The organism is Pyxidicoccus sp. M6, assembly GCF_055568925.1.
Window position 1 is genome coordinate 7304416 of sequence record NZ_CM145714.1, and the last position, 18592, is coordinate 7323007.

14 protein-coding genes are annotated in these 18592 nt (G+C 69.7%); 6 read left to right on the forward strand and 8 right to left on the reverse strand.

What is annotated here, in order from left to right; translation table 11 throughout:
• Positions 1-28: 28 nt before the first annotated feature.
• The gene (locus tag ACVTJA_RS28680) at positions 29-1930 is read right to left on the reverse strand and encodes a M2 family metallopeptidase (RefSeq protein ID WP_465824352.1); all 1902 of its coding nucleotides are present in this window, start codon (positions 1928-1930) and stop codon (positions 29-31) included.
• Positions 1931-1996: 66 nt separating this feature from the next.
• A complete protein-coding gene (locus ACVTJA_RS28685) occupies positions 1997-2335 on the reverse strand; it encodes a hypothetical protein (RefSeq protein WP_465824353.1) in 339 nt (112 codons plus the stop codon).
• A 112-nt stretch (positions 2336-2447) separates the two neighbouring features.
• Here ACVTJA_RS28685 and ACVTJA_RS28690 point away from each other — a divergent pair, with 112 nt between their 5' ends.
• The 3 genes from ACVTJA_RS28690 to ACVTJA_RS28700 all read left to right on the forward strand — a co-directional run bounded on the left by ACVTJA_RS28690 (position 2448) and on the right by ACVTJA_RS28700 (position 6305).
• A complete protein-coding gene (locus ACVTJA_RS28690) occupies positions 2448-3548 on the forward strand; it encodes a DHH family phosphoesterase (RefSeq protein ID WP_465824355.1) in 1101 nt (366 codons plus the stop codon).
• A 17-nt stretch (positions 3549-3565) separates the two neighbouring features.
• Positions 3566-4138, forward strand: coding sequence for a DUF3105 domain-containing protein (locus ACVTJA_RS28695; RefSeq protein WP_465824356.1), 573 nt, complete (start codon positions 3566-3568; stop codon positions 4136-4138).
• A gap of 817 nt (positions 4139-4955) precedes the next feature.
• Positions 4956-6305 carry a hypothetical protein gene (locus ACVTJA_RS28700; protein ID WP_465824358.1) on the forward strand — a complete coding sequence of 450 codons (1350 nt, stop codon included), beginning with the start codon at positions 4956-4958 and terminating at the stop codon, positions 6303-6305.
• Positions 6306-6308: 3 nt separating this feature from the next.
• Here ACVTJA_RS28700 and ACVTJA_RS28705 read toward each other — a convergent pair whose 3' ends face one another.
• A complete protein-coding gene (locus ACVTJA_RS28705) occupies positions 6309-7250 on the reverse strand; it encodes a LysR family transcriptional regulator (RefSeq protein WP_465824360.1) in 942 nt (313 codons plus the stop codon).
• A 103-nt stretch (positions 7251-7353) separates the two neighbouring features.
• Here ACVTJA_RS28705 and ACVTJA_RS28710 point away from each other — a divergent pair, with 103 nt between their 5' ends.
• Complete coding sequence (locus ACVTJA_RS28710; protein ID WP_465824361.1) at positions 7354-8415, forward strand: NAD(P)-dependent alcohol dehydrogenase; 1062 nt, start codon at positions 7354-7356, stop codon at positions 8413-8415.
• Between the two features lie 59 nt (positions 8416-8474).
• On the opposite strand, the gene ACVTJA_RS28715 is transcribed toward ACVTJA_RS28710, so the two are convergent.
• Genes ACVTJA_RS28715 through ACVTJA_RS28725 form a run of 3 tightly spaced genes read right to left on the reverse strand, consistent with a single transcriptional unit; the run spans position 8475 to position 12102 of the window.
• Positions 8475-10022, reverse strand: a complete 1548-nt coding sequence (locus ACVTJA_RS28715; RefSeq protein ID WP_465824363.1) for a hypothetical protein — start codon at positions 10020-10022, stop codon at positions 8475-8477.
• Positions 10023-10034: 12 nt separating this feature from the next.
• On the reverse strand, positions 10035-10709 hold the full coding sequence (locus ACVTJA_RS28720) for a hypothetical protein (RefSeq protein WP_465824365.1): 675 nt from the start codon (positions 10707-10709) through the stop codon (positions 10035-10037).
• Entirely contained in the window at positions 10699-12102 is a 1404-nt protein-coding gene (locus tag ACVTJA_RS28725) for a hypothetical protein (RefSeq protein WP_465824366.1), read from the reverse strand. The genes ACVTJA_RS28720 and ACVTJA_RS28725 overlap by 11 nt, the downstream gene beginning before the upstream one ends.
• Before the next feature lie 81 nt (positions 12103-12183).
• On the opposite strand from ACVTJA_RS28725, the gene ACVTJA_RS28730 reads away from it, so the two are divergent.
• Positions 12184-13290 carry a heparan-alpha-glucosaminide N-acetyltransferase domain-containing protein gene (locus ACVTJA_RS28730; RefSeq protein WP_465824368.1) on the forward strand — a complete coding sequence of 369 codons (1107 nt, stop codon included), beginning with the start codon at positions 12184-12186 and terminating at the stop codon, positions 13288-13290.
• 102 nt (positions 13291-13392) lie between these two features.
• Positions 13393-16125: a tetratricopeptide repeat protein gene (locus ACVTJA_RS28735; RefSeq protein WP_465824369.1), complete on the forward strand. Its 2733-nt coding sequence runs from the start codon at positions 13393-13395 to the stop codon at positions 16123-16125.
• A 57-nt stretch (positions 16126-16182) separates the two neighbouring features.
• Here the strand turns inward: ACVTJA_RS28735 and ACVTJA_RS28740 are convergent, their stop codons facing one another.
• On the reverse strand, positions 16183-17064 hold the full coding sequence (locus ACVTJA_RS28740) for a hypothetical protein (RefSeq protein ID WP_465824370.1): 882 nt from the start codon (positions 17062-17064) through the stop codon (positions 16183-16185).
• A 219-nt stretch (positions 17065-17283) separates the two neighbouring features.
• Entirely contained in the window at positions 17284-18567 is a 1284-nt protein-coding gene (locus ACVTJA_RS28745; protein ID WP_465840533.1) for a sigma 54-interacting transcriptional regulator, read from the reverse strand.
• Between the last annotated feature and the right edge of the window lie 25 nt (positions 18568-18592).

Below are 18592 nucleotides of genomic sequence, written 5' to 3' on the forward strand. Positions count from 1 at the left end.
GCCCGGGCCGAGTCCACCCGGGAAGGTGTCACCAACCGCACTTCTGGCCCTTGTTCTGGGCCTGGAGCCAGGTGCGCAGCGGGCTGAAGTAATCCAGCAACGGGGTTGCATCCATCTGTCGGGAGCCCGTCATGGCCTGGAGCGCGTCCGGCCAGGGCTTGCTGGCGCCCAGCTCCAGCATGGCCTGGAGCCGCTTGCCGGCCTCCTTGTTCCCGTAGATGGAGCACTCGTGCAGGGGGCCCTTGAAGCCAGCGGCCTCGCACATGGCCTTGTGGAACTGGAACTGGAGGACGCGCGCCAGGAAGTAGCGCGTGTACGGGACGTTGGCGGGCACGTGGTACTTCGCACCCGGGTCGAAGTCCTCCTCGGTGCGGGCCACCGGCGCGGCCACGCCCTGATACTTCTCACGCAGCGCCCACCAGGACTTGTTGTAGTCCGCCGGCTGGATGCGGCCGGAGAACACCTCCCACCGCCACTGGTCCACGAGCAGGCCGAAGGGCAGGAAGGCCACCTTCTCCAGCGCGTCCTTGAGCTGGAGGTTGACGAGGTTCTTCTCGTTCTTCGGCACCGACTTCAGCAGGCCGATCTGCTGGAGGTACGCGGGGGTGATGCTCAGCGTGAGCGCGTCGCCAATGGCCTCGTGGAAGCCGTCGTTGGCGCCGGACTGATAGAGCACCGGCAGGTTGTAGTAGTACGTGTAGTAGTAGTTGTGGCCCAGCTCGTGGTGGATGGTGATGAGGTCCTCCTCGGTGGGCTTGATGCACATCTTGATGCGCAGGTCGTTCTCGTACGTCACGTCCCACGCGCTGGCGTGGCAGACGACCTCGCGATCCCTCGGCTTGGTGAACTGCGAGCGCTCGAAGAAGGTCTGCGGCAGCTCCTTGAGGCCCATGGAGGTGAAGAACTTCTCACCCAGCTTCACCATGCGCATCGGGTCGTAGCCCTGCTTCTTCATCTCCGCGTCCACGTCCAGGCTGGCCTGGCCGGGGAAGGGCTCCACGAGCGGGTAGATGTTGTTCCACTCCTGGGCCCACATGTTGCCGAGCAGGTGCGCGGGAATGGGCTTGCCGGCGGGCACCTTCGCCTCGCCGTACTGCCTGGCGAGCCGGGCGCGCACGTAGCAGTGCAGCTCGTCATAGAGGGGCTTCACCTGGCCCCACAGGCGCTGGGCCTCCTTCTCGAAGTCCTCGGGCGGCATGTCGTACGCCGAGCGCCAGAGCGTGCCCAGATCGTTGAAGCCGATGTCCTGCGCGCCCTCGTTGGAGATGGAGACGAGGCGCTGGTACAGCGGGCGCATGGGGCGGGAGATGCCGTGCCAGCCCTGCCACGCGTCGAGCAGCTCGTCGTAGTTGTGGCTCTCGGCGATGACGTCGGACAGCTCCTCCAGGTCGCGGCACTTCCCCTTGCCGTCCTTGCCGCAGTACTTGCCCTTGCCGTACATGCCCTCGAGCTTCGCGGCGATGCCGGCCAGCTCCGCGCGCTTCTGCGCGTCCGCGGGCGCGGGTAGGGACTGGGACACCTTGAGCAGGTGCAGCATGCGCGCGGTGTCCGCGTCGAGCTGCAGGCCGTCAAAGCGGCGCGACTCCTTGATGGCGCCGTTGACGTACGCGAGCACCTCCTCGTTGACGTAGGCGGCGTTCCGCTCGGTGTCGTCGGTGATGTACGTGTTCTTGATCCACTCGGCGGTGGCCTGCTTCGTCCACAGACGCTTCAGGTCCGCGTTGAGCTTCTCCGCGAACTGCTTCGCCTCTTCCGGCGTGGCCTTGGACGCGGCGGCCGGCTGTGCGGAGGCGGCGGGAGGCGCGGACTCGCCGGTGGCCGGCGTCTCACGCGTCACTTGCGAATCCTGGGCACAACCCAGGAAGGCGGGCAGCGCCATGGCCGCGAGGGCCGTGCGCAGCAGGGGCTTCAGAGGGGATTTCCGGGTCATGGGGGCGGACCGTAGAGGAACCGCCGCCCGATGACACTCCGAAAAATGTCAGGGGAACTTCCGCAGTCAGGGAGCCGTCACGCCCTGCCCTCGCGCCGGCCGGCGCTTCACTCCGAGCTGACGCAGCGCGAAAAGCGCGCGGTCCTTCTCCTTCGCCTCCAGCAGCGAGGCGAAGGGCACCAGTGACGAGCCGATGCGGAACACCTCGATGCCGCGCGCCTCATTGAAGAGCAGTATCTGCTCCAGCTCCTCCAGGTTCTGCGCGGTGAGCGCCTCCAGTCGCTGAGGCGTGGCGCTGGCGAGGCGGCACGTGTGGCTCGCGCCCACGCCGAGCGTCAGGCAATTGGCCACATAGCCAAGTCGATACGTCGTGGGGCCTTCCATGGTGCCCTTGAGATTCGGCATGGCGTTGGCCGTCTCACATGAGGCCGGCATCGCACGCGGGCCCGGACGGACAGCATGCGAGCACTCCGGCCCCGCCCTCCCCCGCGCCCGCGCGGCGTTACAGCTTCCTTCCATGCTGCTGGGACACACGAAGGACCCGCTCTGGCCCGCGCCCGAGGAGGCCATCGAGGACGCCCGACTCTTCATCCGTGAGCACCAGGGTCGGCGTGTCCTCGTGGCGCCGCACACGGACGTGGATGGCCTCACGTCCGGCGTGCTGATGCTGCGAGCACTGGAGGCGGTGGGCGCCCATCCGTTGGCCCGGGTACCGGGCAAGGGAGAGCACGCCCACTCGCCGGCCTTCCAGGAGCGGCTACGCGCGGGCTCGCATGACGCGCTGGTGGTGCTCGACATGGGCAGCCGTGGCGCGCTCATCGTCCCCGAGTTGCCGACGCTCGTCGTGGACCACCATGCCTCGGATGTCTTTCCTCCTGGAGCGCACGTGCTGAGCGCGCACGGCCATGAGCCCATCGCCAACAGCAGCCTGCTGACGTACGTGCTGGTGTCTCCGCTGGTGGTGCCCGGACCGCTGGAGTGGCTGGCGGTGATGGGGACGGTGGCGGACCTGGGCGCGACGGCGCCGATGCCGTTCCTCAAGGACGCGCTCAAGCGCGCGGGCCGCAAGGCGGTGACGGAGGCGGTGGCGCTGTTGAACGCGGCGCGGCGCTCGTCGCGCTTCGCGGCCCCACAGGCGTTGGAGATATTGCTGCGCGCCGGGAGCGCGACGGACATCGCCGAGGGGCGCGTGCCCGGCGTGGACTTGCTGCACGACTGCCGGCTGGAGGTGCAGCGTGAGGTGGCCCGGTGCGCGAAGACGCCGCCGCGCTTCGCGGGCAACGTGGCGCTGCTGCTGTTCAGCTCCGAGGCGCAGGTGCATCCGCTGGTCGCGGTGCGCTGGGCGCAGCGGCTGCCCGAGCACATCGTCATCGCCGCCAACGCGGGCTATCTGCCGGGCCGGGTGAACTTCGCGCTGCGCAGCCGGGCGCCCGTGGACCTGATTGCCTTCCTGAAGGGGCTCGACCTGCCATCCATGGGCGGGGAGTTCGCCCACGGCCACTCGCGCGCCACGGGCGGCAGCCTGTCGCAGGAGGACTTCATCCGCTTCGCCGACGCGGCGGGCTTCCGGGGGCTGCGCACCTTCGACGTGGAACGCCGGGGCGCCTTCCCCGGCTGATGCGGTATGACGGAGGCGTGAACCTGCGCCCCCTCGTCCTCGTCCCCTCGCTCGTCGCTCTCGTGTCGCTCACTGCCTGCGGCTCCACGGAGCCGGAGCCCGAGCCCATCGCCGAGGGCTGCGAGCAGTTCGACTTCCCGCTGTCGCCGCAGACCGACAATCATCACGTCGCCACGTGCACCAGCAGCGCGTGTGGTTCCTCGGACGCGGCCGCGTCGGAGAACCCTCCGAGCTCCGGCATGCACTGCGGCAGCGTGGCCCGCTGTGGCGTGTACACGGAGCCCGTGTCGCGCTGCATGTACGTGCACAACCTGGAGCACGGGCACGCGGTGTTCCTCTACAACTGCCCCGAGGGGTGCCCCGACGAGGTGGCGAAGCTCGAAGCCGCGGCGGCCTCGGTGGCGGCGGGCTCCAATGGCGTCCGCCGTGCGCTGGTGGCGCAGGACCCGCAGCTTCCGAAGCGCGTGGCCGCGCTGCTGTGGCGGCGCGCGTACGTGGCGGACTCCGCGGACCCGGAGGCCTTGAAGTGCCTGCTGGCGCACCAGGATGACGATGCCCCCGAGGCGGGGCTCGCGTGCCCGGGGCTCTGAGAAGTCATCTCCTCCGAGAACCCAGGCTCGGCCTCCAGTCCGAGCCTGGGCTCGCGGACTCGGGCCTCCATTGAGGCATCCGCTTCGGGACACCCGGCTCGGTCTCGAGTCCAAGCCTACGCGCGCGCTGTGCGTACGCCCGTGCGTGCGGATGAATGCCCGCCTGCACTGAGGTGAGACGAGCAGGTGTTCGGCTGCAAGCTCATGGAGCACGCGGGGCGGTTGGAATGTCGGCACCTGCCCCGGCGGGCGGCGTACGCAGCGCCCGCCGTTTGTCATTCAGGGTGCCATGAGAACGAACCCCCGACGCGCCCTCGCCGCGCTGCTGACACTTTCCCTCGTTGTTGGTGCCCCCGCTGTCGCGCAGTCAGTTACCGGCGTGCAGGGGCCGGTGCCCATAGGGCTCCCCAATCGGTTGCTCATCGGTCTCTTCGAGGAGGCCGGGCAGAACTGGATGCGCGACAGCAGCGTCCCCTGGGACGTGCGCTACCGGTACTTCACCAAGGGCTGGGTGGATAACTGGGGCTGGGGCCCCTACGACGGCGCGTGGGGCGCGACCTTCCTGCAGGAGTCGAATACGCAGGGCTTCATCCCCGCCCCCGTCTTCTACCAGCTCTTCTCCGAGCCCGGCGGAGGCGAGGACGCATCGCTGACCAAGGTGCAGAACGCCACCACGATGGCCAGCTACTTCAAGGACGTGAAGCTGCTCATGCAGCGCGCGAAGGAGCTCAACAAGCCCGTGCTCGTGCTCATCGAGCCGGACGCCTTCGGCCTCCTCCAGTTCCAGACGAACTCCAATCCCAATACATACGCCGCGGTGGCGGCCACCGGCCTGCCCGAATTGGCGAGCCTCCCCAACACCGTCGCCGGCTGGGGCCAGGCGTTCCTCCAGCTGCGCAAGGCCGTGGGCGCGAACAACGTCATCCTCGGCATCCACGTGTCCGCGTGGGCCAGTGGCAAGGACATCTCCTGCTGCTCGGTGACGGACCCGCTCCAGCCCGAGGTGGACAAGGTCGTCAACTTCCTCAAGCCCCTGGGCCTGGGGCCCAACACCACCGGCGCCACCTATGACGTGCTCGTGGGAGACCCGCTGGACCGCGACGCGGACTTCTACAAGCTCACGCGCGGACAGGAGGTCTGGTGGGACGCGAGCGACATCGCGTCCATCTCCTCGCGCTCGTTCAACCGCTATGCGGAGTGGCTGCGGCTGTTCAACGCGGCCACCGGGAAGCGCTGGGTGCTGTGGCAGATTCCGCTCGGCAACGCGAACCACCGCAACATCAACAACGACGGCTCTGCGCGCGCGGGGTACAAGGACAACCGGACGGAGTACTTCTTCGGCGCGCTGGGGGATTTGCACCGGAGGAAGTTCGCGAACTCGGGCGTCATCGCGCTGCTCTTCGGCGCGGGCGCGGGCGGGCAGAGCTCGTATCAGAACGACCAGGGCACGGATGGACAGCTCTTCGTGAAGGGCCGCGCCGGGAGCTTCCTGAACGCGGGCGGACTGACGCTGCCAGCGGTGGGCACCACCCTGCCCCTCCCGGGTACCGGGACGGATGGTGGCACTCCGGGAGGTACGGACGCGGGCACAGCGGACGGTGGCACACGCGGACCCGATGCGGGCACCGTGGATGCCGGGACGGGTGGCACGGATGCGGGAACTCGCGACGGCGGCACCGGTGGCACGGACGCGGGCACGGGTGGAACCGACGGAGGCACCGGCACGCCACGCGGGTACGGATTCGAGTCCAGCACCGAGCAGTGGACCGCTTCCGGCGCGCAGCTCAAGCCGGTGAGCTCCTCCACTGCGCGCGCATACTCGGGAACGCGCTCGCTCGCGGTGCCCTTCAGCGGCACATCCGGCACCGGCGTGGCGGTGGTCCCGAGCGCGGCCATCCCCAGTGGCGCGACGGTGTCGTTCCGCGTGTGGATTCCGTCGGGAAGCCGCATCACCTCCATCCAGCCCTTCGCGCTGGAAGGTGCCGCGGGAGGCTGGCGCTACACCGGGAAGTGGACCGGCATCGCCAGTCTCCGGGCCGATGCCTGGAACACCGTCACGGTGACGATGCCGTCCGGGAGCACCACGCCGCTGTACCAACTGGGCGTGGAGTTCACCACCAGCGGGAGCTGGACCGGCACGGCGTACCTCGACGGCATCACCTGGTAGTCCTCACCTCCGTCGCGGCGGACGCGGCCCGGCTCCCGAGCCCAGCCGCTCCGCCGCGTCCTCGCGCGCCACGTCCACGAGGGCCCTCAAGGCGGGCGACACCTGCGCGCGGCTGGGGAAGTAGAAGAACAGTCCCGACACCAGCGCGGAGAAGGGCTCCAGCACCACGCGCAGCGAGCCCCGCCGCAGCTCGTCCTCGATGGAGGGCTCGAAGTCGTACGCGAGCCCCATCCCCGCCTCCGCCATGCCGCGCATCAGCACCTGGTCATTGGTGACAATCGGCCCGCGCGTCGGGATGCGCCACGTCTGTTTCCCGCGCTCCAGCTCCCACTGGTAGATGCCGCCCGTCGTCCGCGAGCGGATGCCAATGCAGTCATGCGCGAGCAGGTCCTTCGGCGTCTCCGGAGTCCCCCGCCGTTCGAGGTACGCGGGTGATGCCACCACGACGAACCGGCATGGGCCATAGACGCGGACCTGCACCATGTCGCGCTCGATGGCCTCGTCCAGGCGGATGCCCGCGTCGTACCCTTCCGCGACGATGTCCACGAACCGGTCCTCGACGTGGGCCTCCACTTCCAGCTTCGGGTGACGCGCGAGCAGCTTCGGCAGGAGCGGCCGGATGATGGTGTCCTTGGCAATCGTCGGCACCGAGAGCCGCACCCGGCCCGTCACCTCCCCCGGCTGCACCGAGGCCGACTTCAGCGCGTCGAGCGCCTGGTCCACCGCCGGCCCGGCGTTCTCCAGGAGCCGCCTGCCGGCATCGGTCAGCGCCACGCTCCGGGAGGTCCGGGTGAGCAGGGCGACGCCCAGGCGCTCCTCGAGCTGGCGGACGGACTGGCTGAGCGCCGACGTGGAGATGCCGAGCTCGACGGCCGCCGCCGAGAAGCTCTTCCGCCGGGCCACCGCGAGGAACGCATTCAGCGCATTGAGAGGGGTGTAGGCCATCGTGAAGGATTTCTAAACGGCCCATCCACATCCTGCCAGTTTCGGATGGCGGGCGAAGGGCGCATATCTCCGGGCGTTCCAACCACCCCATCGAGGAGATTCCATGCTCAAGACTCACGCCTATGCCGCTGCCGCCGCTGGAAAGCCGCTGGCGCCATACACGTTCGAGCAGCGCGAGCCCGGTCCTCACGACGTGCTCATCGACATCCTGTACTCCGGCATCTGCCACTCCGACATCCACCAGGCCCGTGACGAGTGGGGCGGCGCCAGCTTCCCCATGGTGCCCGGCCACGAAATCATCGGCCGCGTCCGCCAGGTGGGCGCGCACGTCAAGAAGCTCAAGGTGGGCGACATGGCGGGCGTCGGCTGCATGGTGGACTCGTGCCGCGACTGCCAGCCCTGCAAGCAGGACCTGGAGCAGTTCTGCGAGAAGGGCGTCGCGTACACGTACAACAGCACGCTGATGGACCGGAAGACGAAGACCTACGGCGGCTACGCGTCGCAGCTCGTCGTCGACGAGCACTTCGCGCTGAAGGTCCCCGAGGGCCTGGACCCGGCCGCCGCCGCTCCCCTGCTCTGCGCCGGCATCACCACGTACTCGCCGCTGCGCCAGTGGAACTGCAAGCAGGGTGACCGCGTGGCCGTCGTCGGCCTGGGCGGGCTCGGCCACATGGCGGTGAAGTTCGCCGCGTCCATGGGCGCCGAGGTGACGGTGCTCAGCACGTCGCGCTCCAAGGAGGCCGATGCACGCCGCCTCGGCGCGAAGGGCTTCGAGGTCACGAAGGAGGAAGGGACCTTCAAGAAGCTGCAGGGCCGCTTCGACCTCATCATCGACACCATCTCCGCGCCGCACGACTACAACCAGTACCTGTCGATGCTGCGGCCCCAGGGCGCCATGGTGCTCGTCGGCGTTCCGCCCGAGGCGACGCCCGTGCACGCGTTCGCCCTCATCAACGGCAACAAGCGCCTCGCCGGCTCCAACATCGGCGGCATCGCCGAGACGCAGGAGATGCTCGACTACTGCGCGAAGCACAACATCGTGTCCGACATCGAGCTCATCCCCATCCAGAAGATCAACGAGGCCTACGAGCGCATGCTGAAGAGCGACGTGCGCTACCGCTTCGTCATCGACATCGCCACGCTCAACAGCGCCGCCGCGCGCTGAAGCTCCGAGCGAACGCTCCGCCGGGCCGGGTCCCCCGACCGGACCCGGCGGAGCGCCGCTCAGGTCCGCACGAAGGCGCTCGCGTCGGGCAACCCGCTGCCCGACGTGTCGACGCCCAGGGCCGTGAGAATGCCGGAGAAGATGTCGGGCTCGTTCGACGTCACCTTGCCCCGCTGCGGTGCACCGGTGCGCGGGTCGAAGCCGTACGTGAGCGTGGTGAGCGGGTCGACGCCTCCGAGCACCGTGTTGCCCCGGAGCATCGGCGACAGCAGCAGGAAGCCGTTGTTCAGGTCGTGCCCGGTGCCGAACTCCGTCGCGTCAGTGGCTCGCGTGCGGGTGCGGCCGAAGTCCGTGGCCACGTAGATCAACGTGCGGTCCCACAGGCTCTCGCCCGTCGTCGCGTCGAAGGGCTCCGCCTTCAGCAGGTCGATGAGCTTGTCCACCACGCCCATGACTCGCGCCCACATGAAGGCCTGGCCGGTGCGGTGGTCGTTGTGGCTGAAGTCGAAGGCGAGCGGCGGATTCGCGATGCCGTTCTCCCCGCCCACGGCCACGTTGAACGACGGGCCCAGCGTCACCGTCACCGACACCCGGTACTTGAGCAGCAGGAACGCGAGCGCCGCCTGCCCTTCCACCGGGTCCGTGAAGTAGTCCGGAAAGACGGAGCGCAGCCGCGCGCCGTCGGGCGAGCTCGACAGGCCGTACTCCGAGAGGGGAATCCGCGGCGGCAGGTCCGGCAGCACGTTGAGGCGGTTGATGAGGTCCTGCACCTCCAGCGCCGGCTGCCCCACGCCGCGCTGCTCGTTCCACCGCTTCAGCGCCGATGCGTTCTCGAAGGTCTGCCCGAAGATGGACTTCGCATCGAGCGCATCGCGCGTCCGCCGCGCCAGTGCCACCACGTCCCGCGAGGGCACATCCTTGAGTCCCTTGCTCCCGTCGAGCCCCAGCGGCCACAGCGAGGGATTGGTCACCACCTCTCCGAAGCAGTGGTTGGGTAGCGAGTCGTCCGTGCCGCGCTCGGCGTAGCCGCCCACGCCCATGTTGACGTTGGGGATGGGGAAGCCCGCGCCGTACTGGAGGGCCACGCACTCCTGCAGCGTGCGGCCGCGCCAGGCCGCGTTGCCGGTGAGGCTGCGCTTCTGCGCGATGACGTGGTTCACCGACGTGCCCACCGACGTGGCCACCAGCATCGAGTCCTTGTGCTTGCGCACGAAGGGAAGCTGGTCCGTATTCACCGGCACGTTGATGCTGCCCAGCCTGGGGCTGCTCACCTTCACGGCCCGGAACGGCGAGCCGTCCACGGACTGCACCTGCGCGTCCGGGAAGGTGTTGAGCTTCGATGCCTGGGCGCCCGCCTCCGACGCACGCACCGCGAGCAGGCTGTCGATGATGGAGGCCCCACCCGCGGCCCCCACGACGATGAGGAAGCGAGGCTTGCCGTCCAGCCGCGCCTCGCGCACGCCGCGCTGCTCCAGCGCCTCTGGCGTGTCGAGCGCCTCGCGGCAGCCCGTCAGCAGTGGACCCAGCACCGCCGAGCCCGCGGCGCACATGGACAGCGCCTTCATGAGTTCCCGGCGCGAGAGCCGGCCATCCTTGCGGAGTGACATGCGTGTATTCCCTCAGAAGAAGACGGACTCGGCGGAGGAGAGGACGGCGAAGCAGGCCGCCGTCATCCAGTCCCGACCGGGAGTGGCACTGCCCGTGGCCTCCACGTCGGCGGCGAGCTGGATGAGCGCTTCCACCTCGGCCTCCGTGGGGTCTCGCAGCAGCCCGCGTTGATAGAGCGAGGTGATGGCGTTCCTCACCGGAGCACCGTCCCGGCTCGACAGCCGGCCCTGCGCGTCCAGTGAGACTCCCGTGAAGATGACCGCGCTCGACGGCGAGCCGACATCGACGCTCACGCGGCGCGAACAGGCGGCCAGGGCCACGCGGTCCACGGCGATGGGCGTGGTGACTCCGGTGACGGGCAGCGGCTCGTAGAGGCCGCTGTTGTACGGCTCCACGCCTCCGAGCGTGACGCCGTGGACCGTGGCGCAGGGGTACTGCCCCAGCTCCTTGCAGACCTGGTCCACCGGCAACGCGAGCGCGTTCGCGAAATCGAGCGTCAGCCGCTCCGGTCCCTTGAAGCGCAGGTTGTTGCGCGAGGAGCGCGCCAGGGCCGAGGACGTCCCACCATCCGACTGTCCGTCGACGGGAGAGCCCGCGTCCACCACCCGGGCGCTGGGTTGTTCCGAGCAGGCCGTGAGCACGCACACGGCGAAGAGCAGCCACACGCGAAGGGAGTCAGGGCGCACCGTAGGCCTCCGTGCGAATCAGGTCGTGGAGCATCCGCTGCACGCTGTAGCCGTGCGTGTCCTTGAAGCGGCGCCATGTGGCGACGAACTCTTCGCTCTCCTCGGCTGTCGGCGTGTGGCCCACCAGCAGCTTCCAGTAGTCGGTGACGGCGGAGATGGCGAAGGCGTCACTGTCCGCACCCACCTGCGCCCATTCGAGGAGGTCTCTGACGGGCTGGCCGAAGAGGTAGCCGGCCTCGGGCGTCTGGGTGATGGTGGGCGAGACGTCGCTGAAGAACAGCTCCAGCCGGTTGGGCACGTAGCGCGCCGAGGCCGCGCCCGCGATGCCGTTGTAGTTCCGGAAGGGATAGCTCAGCGGGTCCAGCGTCGCGTGACAGGCCGCGCAGGCCGGCGCCTGGACTCCCTTGGCGTCGTAGTCCCGAGGCTCTCCGGGCACGCTGTGCAGTCCCTCCTGCTTCGCGATGTCGAGCCCCAGGTATGCGCGGTAGCTCTGCGCGGCGGCGTTGCGCGGCAGCGCGGTGAACATGACGAAGGAGATGAGGCTCCACGCGGAGGTGAGGTTGCCCGCGCGGCGCGACGTCTCGACGAACTGGGACGAGAGCGATTCCGCTCGGACGTAGCGCGTGGGGCCTGTCAGGCGGCGCACGTAATACCTCGCCGTCATCACCTCGCGCGCGTCGTGGTCGTCGAGCTGCGCGTACGCGTAGAGCGCGTAGTCGTCGTAGTAGTCGGCGAGCGGAATGGCGCCGCGGTCCTCGCCCTCCTTGAGCGAGCCCACCGGACGAATCTTCGGGTGCGCGAGCTTCCACAACTGCCCGTTCTTCCCGCGCCAGAACTCGGTGGTGGTGCAGCGGTCCAGCTCCGAGTCGAGCAGTGCCCGCTGCGCCTCCTCGCTCAGCGCGGCGAAGGACTGGAGCTGCGCGTACGTCGGCGACAGGCCGCAGAAGTCGAGCAGCACGCGCCGGTACGCGAAGCGCGTGTCGTAGCGGCACACGTCGTACCGGGGATTCTGTCCCGGCCCGCAGCCGCCCATGTCCACCGGCCGGCTGGAGACGTCCGCGGGCAGCGTGCCCCGCTGGATTTCCTCCAGGTTGGACGCGCCGTCACCGTCGGAGTCCTCGGCCTCCACGGCCCGGAGCGCCGCGGGCAGGGCCATGGAGAAGTCGCCGTCGGAGAGCGGGCGCGCCGCGCCGGGGGCGAGGTGGGGCTCCAGCGCGGCGCCATACGTGTTCCGCTGGGGCGGCGCGGTGTGGCACAGGGTACAGGCGGGCTGCTGGCCGTTGCAGGCGGGCGCGGAGGGATAGGTGGCGCAGAAGCCACCCGGCCCGGGGGGCTTTGCCAGCGCATTGGCTGACAGGCAGACTGCCGCCCCCAATATGAGTCGTCGAAGCACGAGACCTCCTCGTGGGCGCAGTGCGCCGTTCATCCGTATGGACACAGCAACACCCCCGGAACGAAAAGGTTGCGGTGCGCCGTGACGTCGAGCGACATCCGACCTGTCTCCAAGGACCGCGTGCGCGCCATCGACTGGCTGCGCGGCATCGCGGTGCTGTTCATGATCCAGACCCACACGCTCGCGCTGCTCACGCCGGAGCTGCGCAAGACAATCTGGGTGGGGCGGCTGTTGAAGGTGGATGGGCTGGTGGCGCCTGCGTTCATCTTCTCCGCGGGCTTCGCGACGGCGCTGCTGATGGTGCGCAGCGCGGCCGCCGGCGTCCTGCGCGAGCGCGTGGGGCGCAACCTCCGCCGCATCGGTGAAGTGCTCGCCGTGGCCACGCTCGTCAACTGGGCGTGGTTCCCGCTGCTGAAGGAGCCGGTGTGGATTCTCCGGATGGACATCCTCCAGTGCGTGGGCGTGTGTCTGCTCATCGTGCTGCCGGTGGCGGCGCTGCTGGCCTCTCGGCCACGCGTGCTGGCGGCGGTGGCCTTCGTACTGGCGATGGCCACGTTCGCGGTGGCTCCGCTGGGTGAGTTGGTGCAGGGGCCGTGGGCGACGCTGACGAACAAGTCATCCTTCGCGCCCTTCCCCCTGCTGCCGTGGCTGGGCTTCGCGTGGCTCGGGGCGTTCTCGGGGACGATGGCTGGTGCGTGGGGCCGGTCGGGGCTCGCGAAGGCGCTGGTCGGGCTGGTGGTGCTGGGCTTCGCGGGGGCGCTGGCTGCGGACTTCCTCTACAGCCTGTATCCACCGCACCGGTTCTACGTGGCGAACCCGTCGAACTCGGCGGTGCGCTTCGCGTGGGTGTGCACGGTGCTGCTCGTGCTGATGTGGCTGGAGGGGCGCGTGCCCGCGGACGCGGCGCCGTCACGGGTGCGGCGCTTCGTGGAGGTGTTCGGCACCTCGTCGCTGTCCGCGTACTTCTTCCACGAGATGCTGCTGTTCTACCGGACGTTCGGCGTCTTCTCGTTCCAGCGCTTCTGGGGAGACAAGAGCGACTGGCCGCAATTCTGGCTGCTGCTCGCCGCGCTCATCGGGCTCACGTACCTGCTCTGTGTCGTGACGGACCGCGTGGAGCGCGTGGTCCGGCCCGCGCTGCGCGGGTGGATGGGCAAGCTGGCGCAACGCGTCCGGCCATCGACTTGAACCGGGGTTCAGGAAGCTCGCTCACCCGCGTCCCCATATGATGCGGGTCTGATGACCAGACCTCCTGCCACCGAAGAGATCGTCCCCCCTGGCGAGGAGGGCATGACGGAACCTGTCGGTCCGCCGGTCCGGAGGGGCGGCCAGGAGCGGGCCTCCAGCGCTCGGGGCACTCCCGTTGCGTCCCCTGCCCTGGACGTCGGGCTCGTGCTGGAGCGAGGCACCCGCGTCGAGCGCTACGTCATCCTCAAGCCTGTGGGACAAGGCGGCATTGGCGTGGTCTACGCCGCCTATGACCCGGAGCTGGATCGCAAGGTGGCCCTCAAGCTGTTGCGCCCGGACAAGGCCGGCTCCGGCATCACGGATGAGGCGGCCGGGTTGCTGCGCGAGGCCCAGGCCATGGCCCGCATCTCCCACCCCAACGTCATCACCGTGCATGACGTGGGGACGGTGGGCGAAGGCGTCTTCATCGCCATGGAGTTCATCCAGGGCCAGAACCTCCACGACTGGGTCCGCCAGAAGCCCCACCCCTCGCCGCAGGAGGTGCTGCGCGTGTTCCACCAGGCCGGGAAGGGCCTGGTCGCGGCGCACCACGTGGGGCTGGTCCACCGGGACTTCAAGCCCGCCAACGTCCTCCTGGGTCACAACGGCCGCGTCTGCGTGACGGACTTCGGGCTGGCGCGGCTCTCCCCCCTGCCCCCCGAGGAAGAACTCCCGCTCCCCGACGAAGAGACGTTGGTCCAGGCGGGTGGGCTCCAGCTCGCCACGCCGCTGACGCAGGCGGGGCTCGTGATGGGCACGCCCCAATTCATGCCTCCCGAGCAGTACCTGGGCAGCGGCGTGGACTCGCGCTCGGACCAGTTCAGCTTCTGCGCCTCGTTGGCCTGGGCGCTGTACCGCAAGCACGCCGTGACGCCCAGGCTCATGGTCGACGCGGCCACCCAGGCGGCTCGACGCCACGGCGAGGCGCCCCCCGGCACGGAGGTCTGGCGGCTGCTGCCTCATGACACCGTGCAGCTGCCTCCCGCGGATGCCCACGTCTCCGCCCGGGTGCGGAGCGTGCTGATGCGGGGCCTGTCCATTCACCCGGAGGATCGCTTCCCGTCCATGGAAGCGCTGCTGGAGGAGCTCGCCCCAGAACAGCGGCGCGGCCAGCGCCGTGGAGCACTGGCGGCCGTGGGCCTGCTGGCGGCGGCCGCGGCGGGCACCGGCCTGTACGTGCACCACCAGAGTCAGGTGTGCGCGGGGGCAGACGCCCTCGTGGCCTCTGTCTGGGGACCCACGGAGCGACAGAAGCTGGAGGCTACCTTCCTCGCCACGGGCAGGCCCTTCGCCACGGAGAGTTCCCACGGGGTGACGCGGCTGCTGGATGCCTATGCCGGCCGGTGGGCCCGCCTGCACACCGAGGCCTGCGAGGCAACCCGCGTGCGCGGCGAGCAGACAGAGGCGCTGCTGTCGTTGCGCATGGTGTGCCTGGAGCGCCGTCGCAAGAGCCTGGACGCGCTGGTGGGCCTGCTCACCGGAGCGGAGGCGGATGGCAAGGTGGTGGAGCGCGCCGTGGATGCCGCCTCCGCGCTCCCGGGGCTCGAGGAGTGCCGCGACATCGAATCCCTGTCCGAGCAGCCCGCCCTGCCCGATGCCCCCTTGCGCCGTGCCGCCGTCGAGCAACTCGGAGAACAGCTCGCCCGGGTTCGCGCGCTGCTCGATGCGGGCCGCTATGCGCAGGGACTGGAGCTGGCGCGGAAGCTGGAGCCCCAGGCGTCCCTCACCGCCTACCAGCCCCTCCAGGCGGAGCTGAGCTACCTGATGGCCTGGCTGCTTCATCAGCAGGGCGAGGCGGAGGAGAGCCTGCGCCAGTTCGAGCGTGCCCTCCAGACCGCCGACGCGAGCCACGCGGACCGACAGCGCCTGGAGGTGCTCACCCGCTTCACCTACGCGCTGGCCAACAACGGCCACCCGGACGAGGCGCGCCGATGGGGCGACATGGCGCGGGGCGTGCTCGAGCGGGTGGGCAGCGAGCCGCCCGCGGCCGTCGACCTGAACGTCAACCTCGGCTACACCGCCCTCTTCGGTGGACGCTACAAAGAGGCGTGGGACTCCTTCTCCAGGGCGCGTGCGTTGGAAGGGGCGCTCGCGCCGGAGGACCCGCGCAGGGCCAAGGTGAGCCACGCCCTGGGACTGGCGGCGCTGCGCCTGGGAGACCTTCCCAATGCCATCGCCATGCTCAGCGAGTCGCTGCGGCGCACGGAGGAGCTCAAGGGCCCGCGACACCCCGAGGTCGCCATCCGCCGGAGCATGCTGGCCACTGCGTACCGGGAGAGCGGCGAGCCCGAGCAGGCGCTGGAGCAGGCTCGGGCCGCGCTCGCGGTACGCCGGGCCGCGCTGGGGGCGGAGCACCCTTCCACGGCGGACGACCTGGACGAGCTGGGCGAGTGCTTCCTCCAGTTGAAGCGGTATGACGAAGCCCTGACGTCCTTCCGCGAGGCCGAGGCGCTCAAGCGGCGGGTGCTCGGCGCGGAGCACCCCGACCTCTCCTACTCCCTGGACGGCGTGGGCAAGACGCTGCTGGCCCAGGGCCTCCCCGCCGAGGCCATCGAGCCCCTGCGGCAGGCGCTCTCCTACGAGAACACGGACCCGGAGGCGCTTGCTCAGACGCGCTTCACCCTGGCCCAGGCGCTGTGGGCCACGGGCCGGGAGTGGGACCAGGCCCGCGAGGAAGCGCGGCGGGCTCGGGAGCGCTACACGACGCTGGGCCAGCAGCGGAAGGCGGAGGAGATCAGCGCCTGGCTCGAGGCCCGGACGGGGCGCGCCGCGCCCCAGGGCTCAGGGCCTCGCTGATGCGGCGCGGGAGAGGCCCGGGAGCGTGAAGGCTCGCGGTGCCTCGCCGCGCGGCGGCTACGCCTTGATGCCGGAGTTGTGGCGCGCGAAGAAGATGCTGAGGTTGGCCTCCTGCTGCAGCTTCCGGAGCTGGTCGTACTCCGCCGAGTCCATCGTCCCGTCAGCCAGCGCGCGGCCCTTGGCTTCGGCGATGCGGGTCTGCTGGTCGATCAGGGCACCGGCCTCATCCGCGTTGATGGAGCCATTACGAAGGCCGTTCTGGATGCTGTTGCGCTGGTTGTCCTGCTGGATGCCAACGGAGGCGGTCCTCACGGCGGAAGCAATCGAGCTCCAGGGCATGCTGGTTCCCAACTGGCCGGCAGTGGGGACGCCATCGCACGTCGGAGGGCTCCCTGACTGGCCGGCAGTGGTGGCGCCTCCGGACGTGCTGCTCCCCGACTGGCCGGCAGTGGTGGAGCTCCCCGACGTGCTGCTTCCCGACTGGCCGGAAGTGGTGGAGCCCCCGGACGCGCTGCTTCCCGACTGGCCGGAAGTGGTGGAGCTCCCCGACGTGCTGCTCCCCGACTGGCCGGAGGCGGTGGAGCTCCCCGACGTGCTGCTCCCCTGCGTGCCCTGCGGAGCCTGACTGCCGCAGGGGCCCGACTGGCCGGGACCGGCGCAGCCCTTGGACTCGTTGTGCCGCTGCTCGAAGATGTCGCGGCTGGCCTGCCGCTGCATCTTCCGCAGCTGCTTGAACTCCTTCTTGTCGATGGAGCCGTCGGCCAGCGCGCGGCGCTCGGCGTCCGCGATGCGGCCCTGCTTCGCCATCAGGCCCTTGGCCTCGTCGGAGGTGAGGCTGCCGTCACCGACACCCTTCTGGATGCGGCGGAGCTGGTTGCCCTGATGACCAGCGATGCGGTGAGCGAAGGAAGAAGAGGAGGCGGAGCCGATGGCGCGCATGGGATTGTCCTTTTGGGGTTGCAGCGTCCGGAGGGGCGCTGTCGTGTGTGCCCATGCCTACTGCGAGGGACGTGCCACACATCCACCGAGCTTGCAGCACACGAGGCGCTCGTCTCTTCAGGGGTTTAGCGCGGGCGCGCGGGCATGCGGGCCCTGGCAGCGGGAGCCGTCCCTGGCGATTCGCATCGCCACCTGGCGACAGCAGTCGCCACCCCCGCCTCAGTGCGCGTCCAGCCCGTGCTTCTTCAGCAGCTTGCGCAGGTAGAACCGGTCAACGCCCGCCTCGCGTGAGGCGCGAGAGACGTTGCCCTCGCAGCGCTCCATCAGGCTCCGGAGATAGTCGCGCTCGAAGCCCTCGATGAGCCGCTCCTTGGCTTCCTTGAAGGGCAGCTCCAGATCGGCCGAGCCAGCACCCGCGCCATGCCCGAGCGGGTCCGGCGTCATCTCCGGCAGCGCTTCCTCGCCCAGGTTCACGACCTGCTCCACCACGTTGCGCAGCTCTCGCACGTTGCCCGGCCACGGGTACTGGGCCAGCAGTGCGCGAGTCTGCGCCGACAGCGCGCCCGGGGGCTTGCTCATCCGCCGCAGCACGGTGTCGATGAGGAGAGGAATGTCCTCGGGCCGCTCGCGCAGGGGCGGCAGGGTGACGCGCAGCACGGCCAACCGGTGGAACAGGTCCCTACGAAACTTGCCGGCCTTCACCGCGCCTTCCAGATCCACATGCGTGGCCGCGACCACCCGCATGTCCACGGTGCGGTAGTCATTGGCGCCCACCCGCTTCAACTGGCGCCGCTCCAGGACGCGCAGGAGCCGGGGCTGTAGCTCCAGCGGCAGCTCCCCCACCTCATCCAGGAAGACGGTGCCGCCGTTGGCCCGCTCGAAGGCCCCCATCCGGTCGCCATGGGCTCCGGTGAAGGCCCCCTTCACGTGGCCGAACAGCTCGGACTCGATGAGCGAGGGCGCCACGCCGGCCAGGTCGACGATGACGAACGGGCCCTGGCTGCGCCGGCTCTGCTGATGGATGGCCTCGGCGCACAGCTCCTTGCCCGTGCCCGTCTCTCCCTGCACGAGCACGTCCGAGTCTCCCGCCGCCAGTCGCTCCAGCAGGGTGAACAGCTCGCGCATGGGCCGGCTGTCGCCCACCAGCGCGCCGAAGGACTCGCGCGAGGAAGGAGGGATGATGCGCTCGCGGGCTTCCTCCGGCACCAGCTTGAACTCGGTCTTGCCCACCTGGAGGACCGCGCCGATGCGGACCTCGAGCTCGGAGAAGCGCATCTGCTCGCAGAAGGAGCCATTGCGCGAACCCGCGTCCACGGCCCGCACCCCATCCGCACGCACCTCGAGCCGCAAGTGCTGGCGCGAGACGGTCTTGTCGCTCAGCGCAATCTCACACGAGGGCGACGAGCCAATCTGGTAGTGGCCGGGCTCGAGAGGCACGCTGCGGCCCACGTCCGGCCCGGAGAGCACCAGGAGCTTCAGGCGGACCCGCGCGGAGCTGCGCACCTGCTCGAGCGGAGTGGTCTCCGAT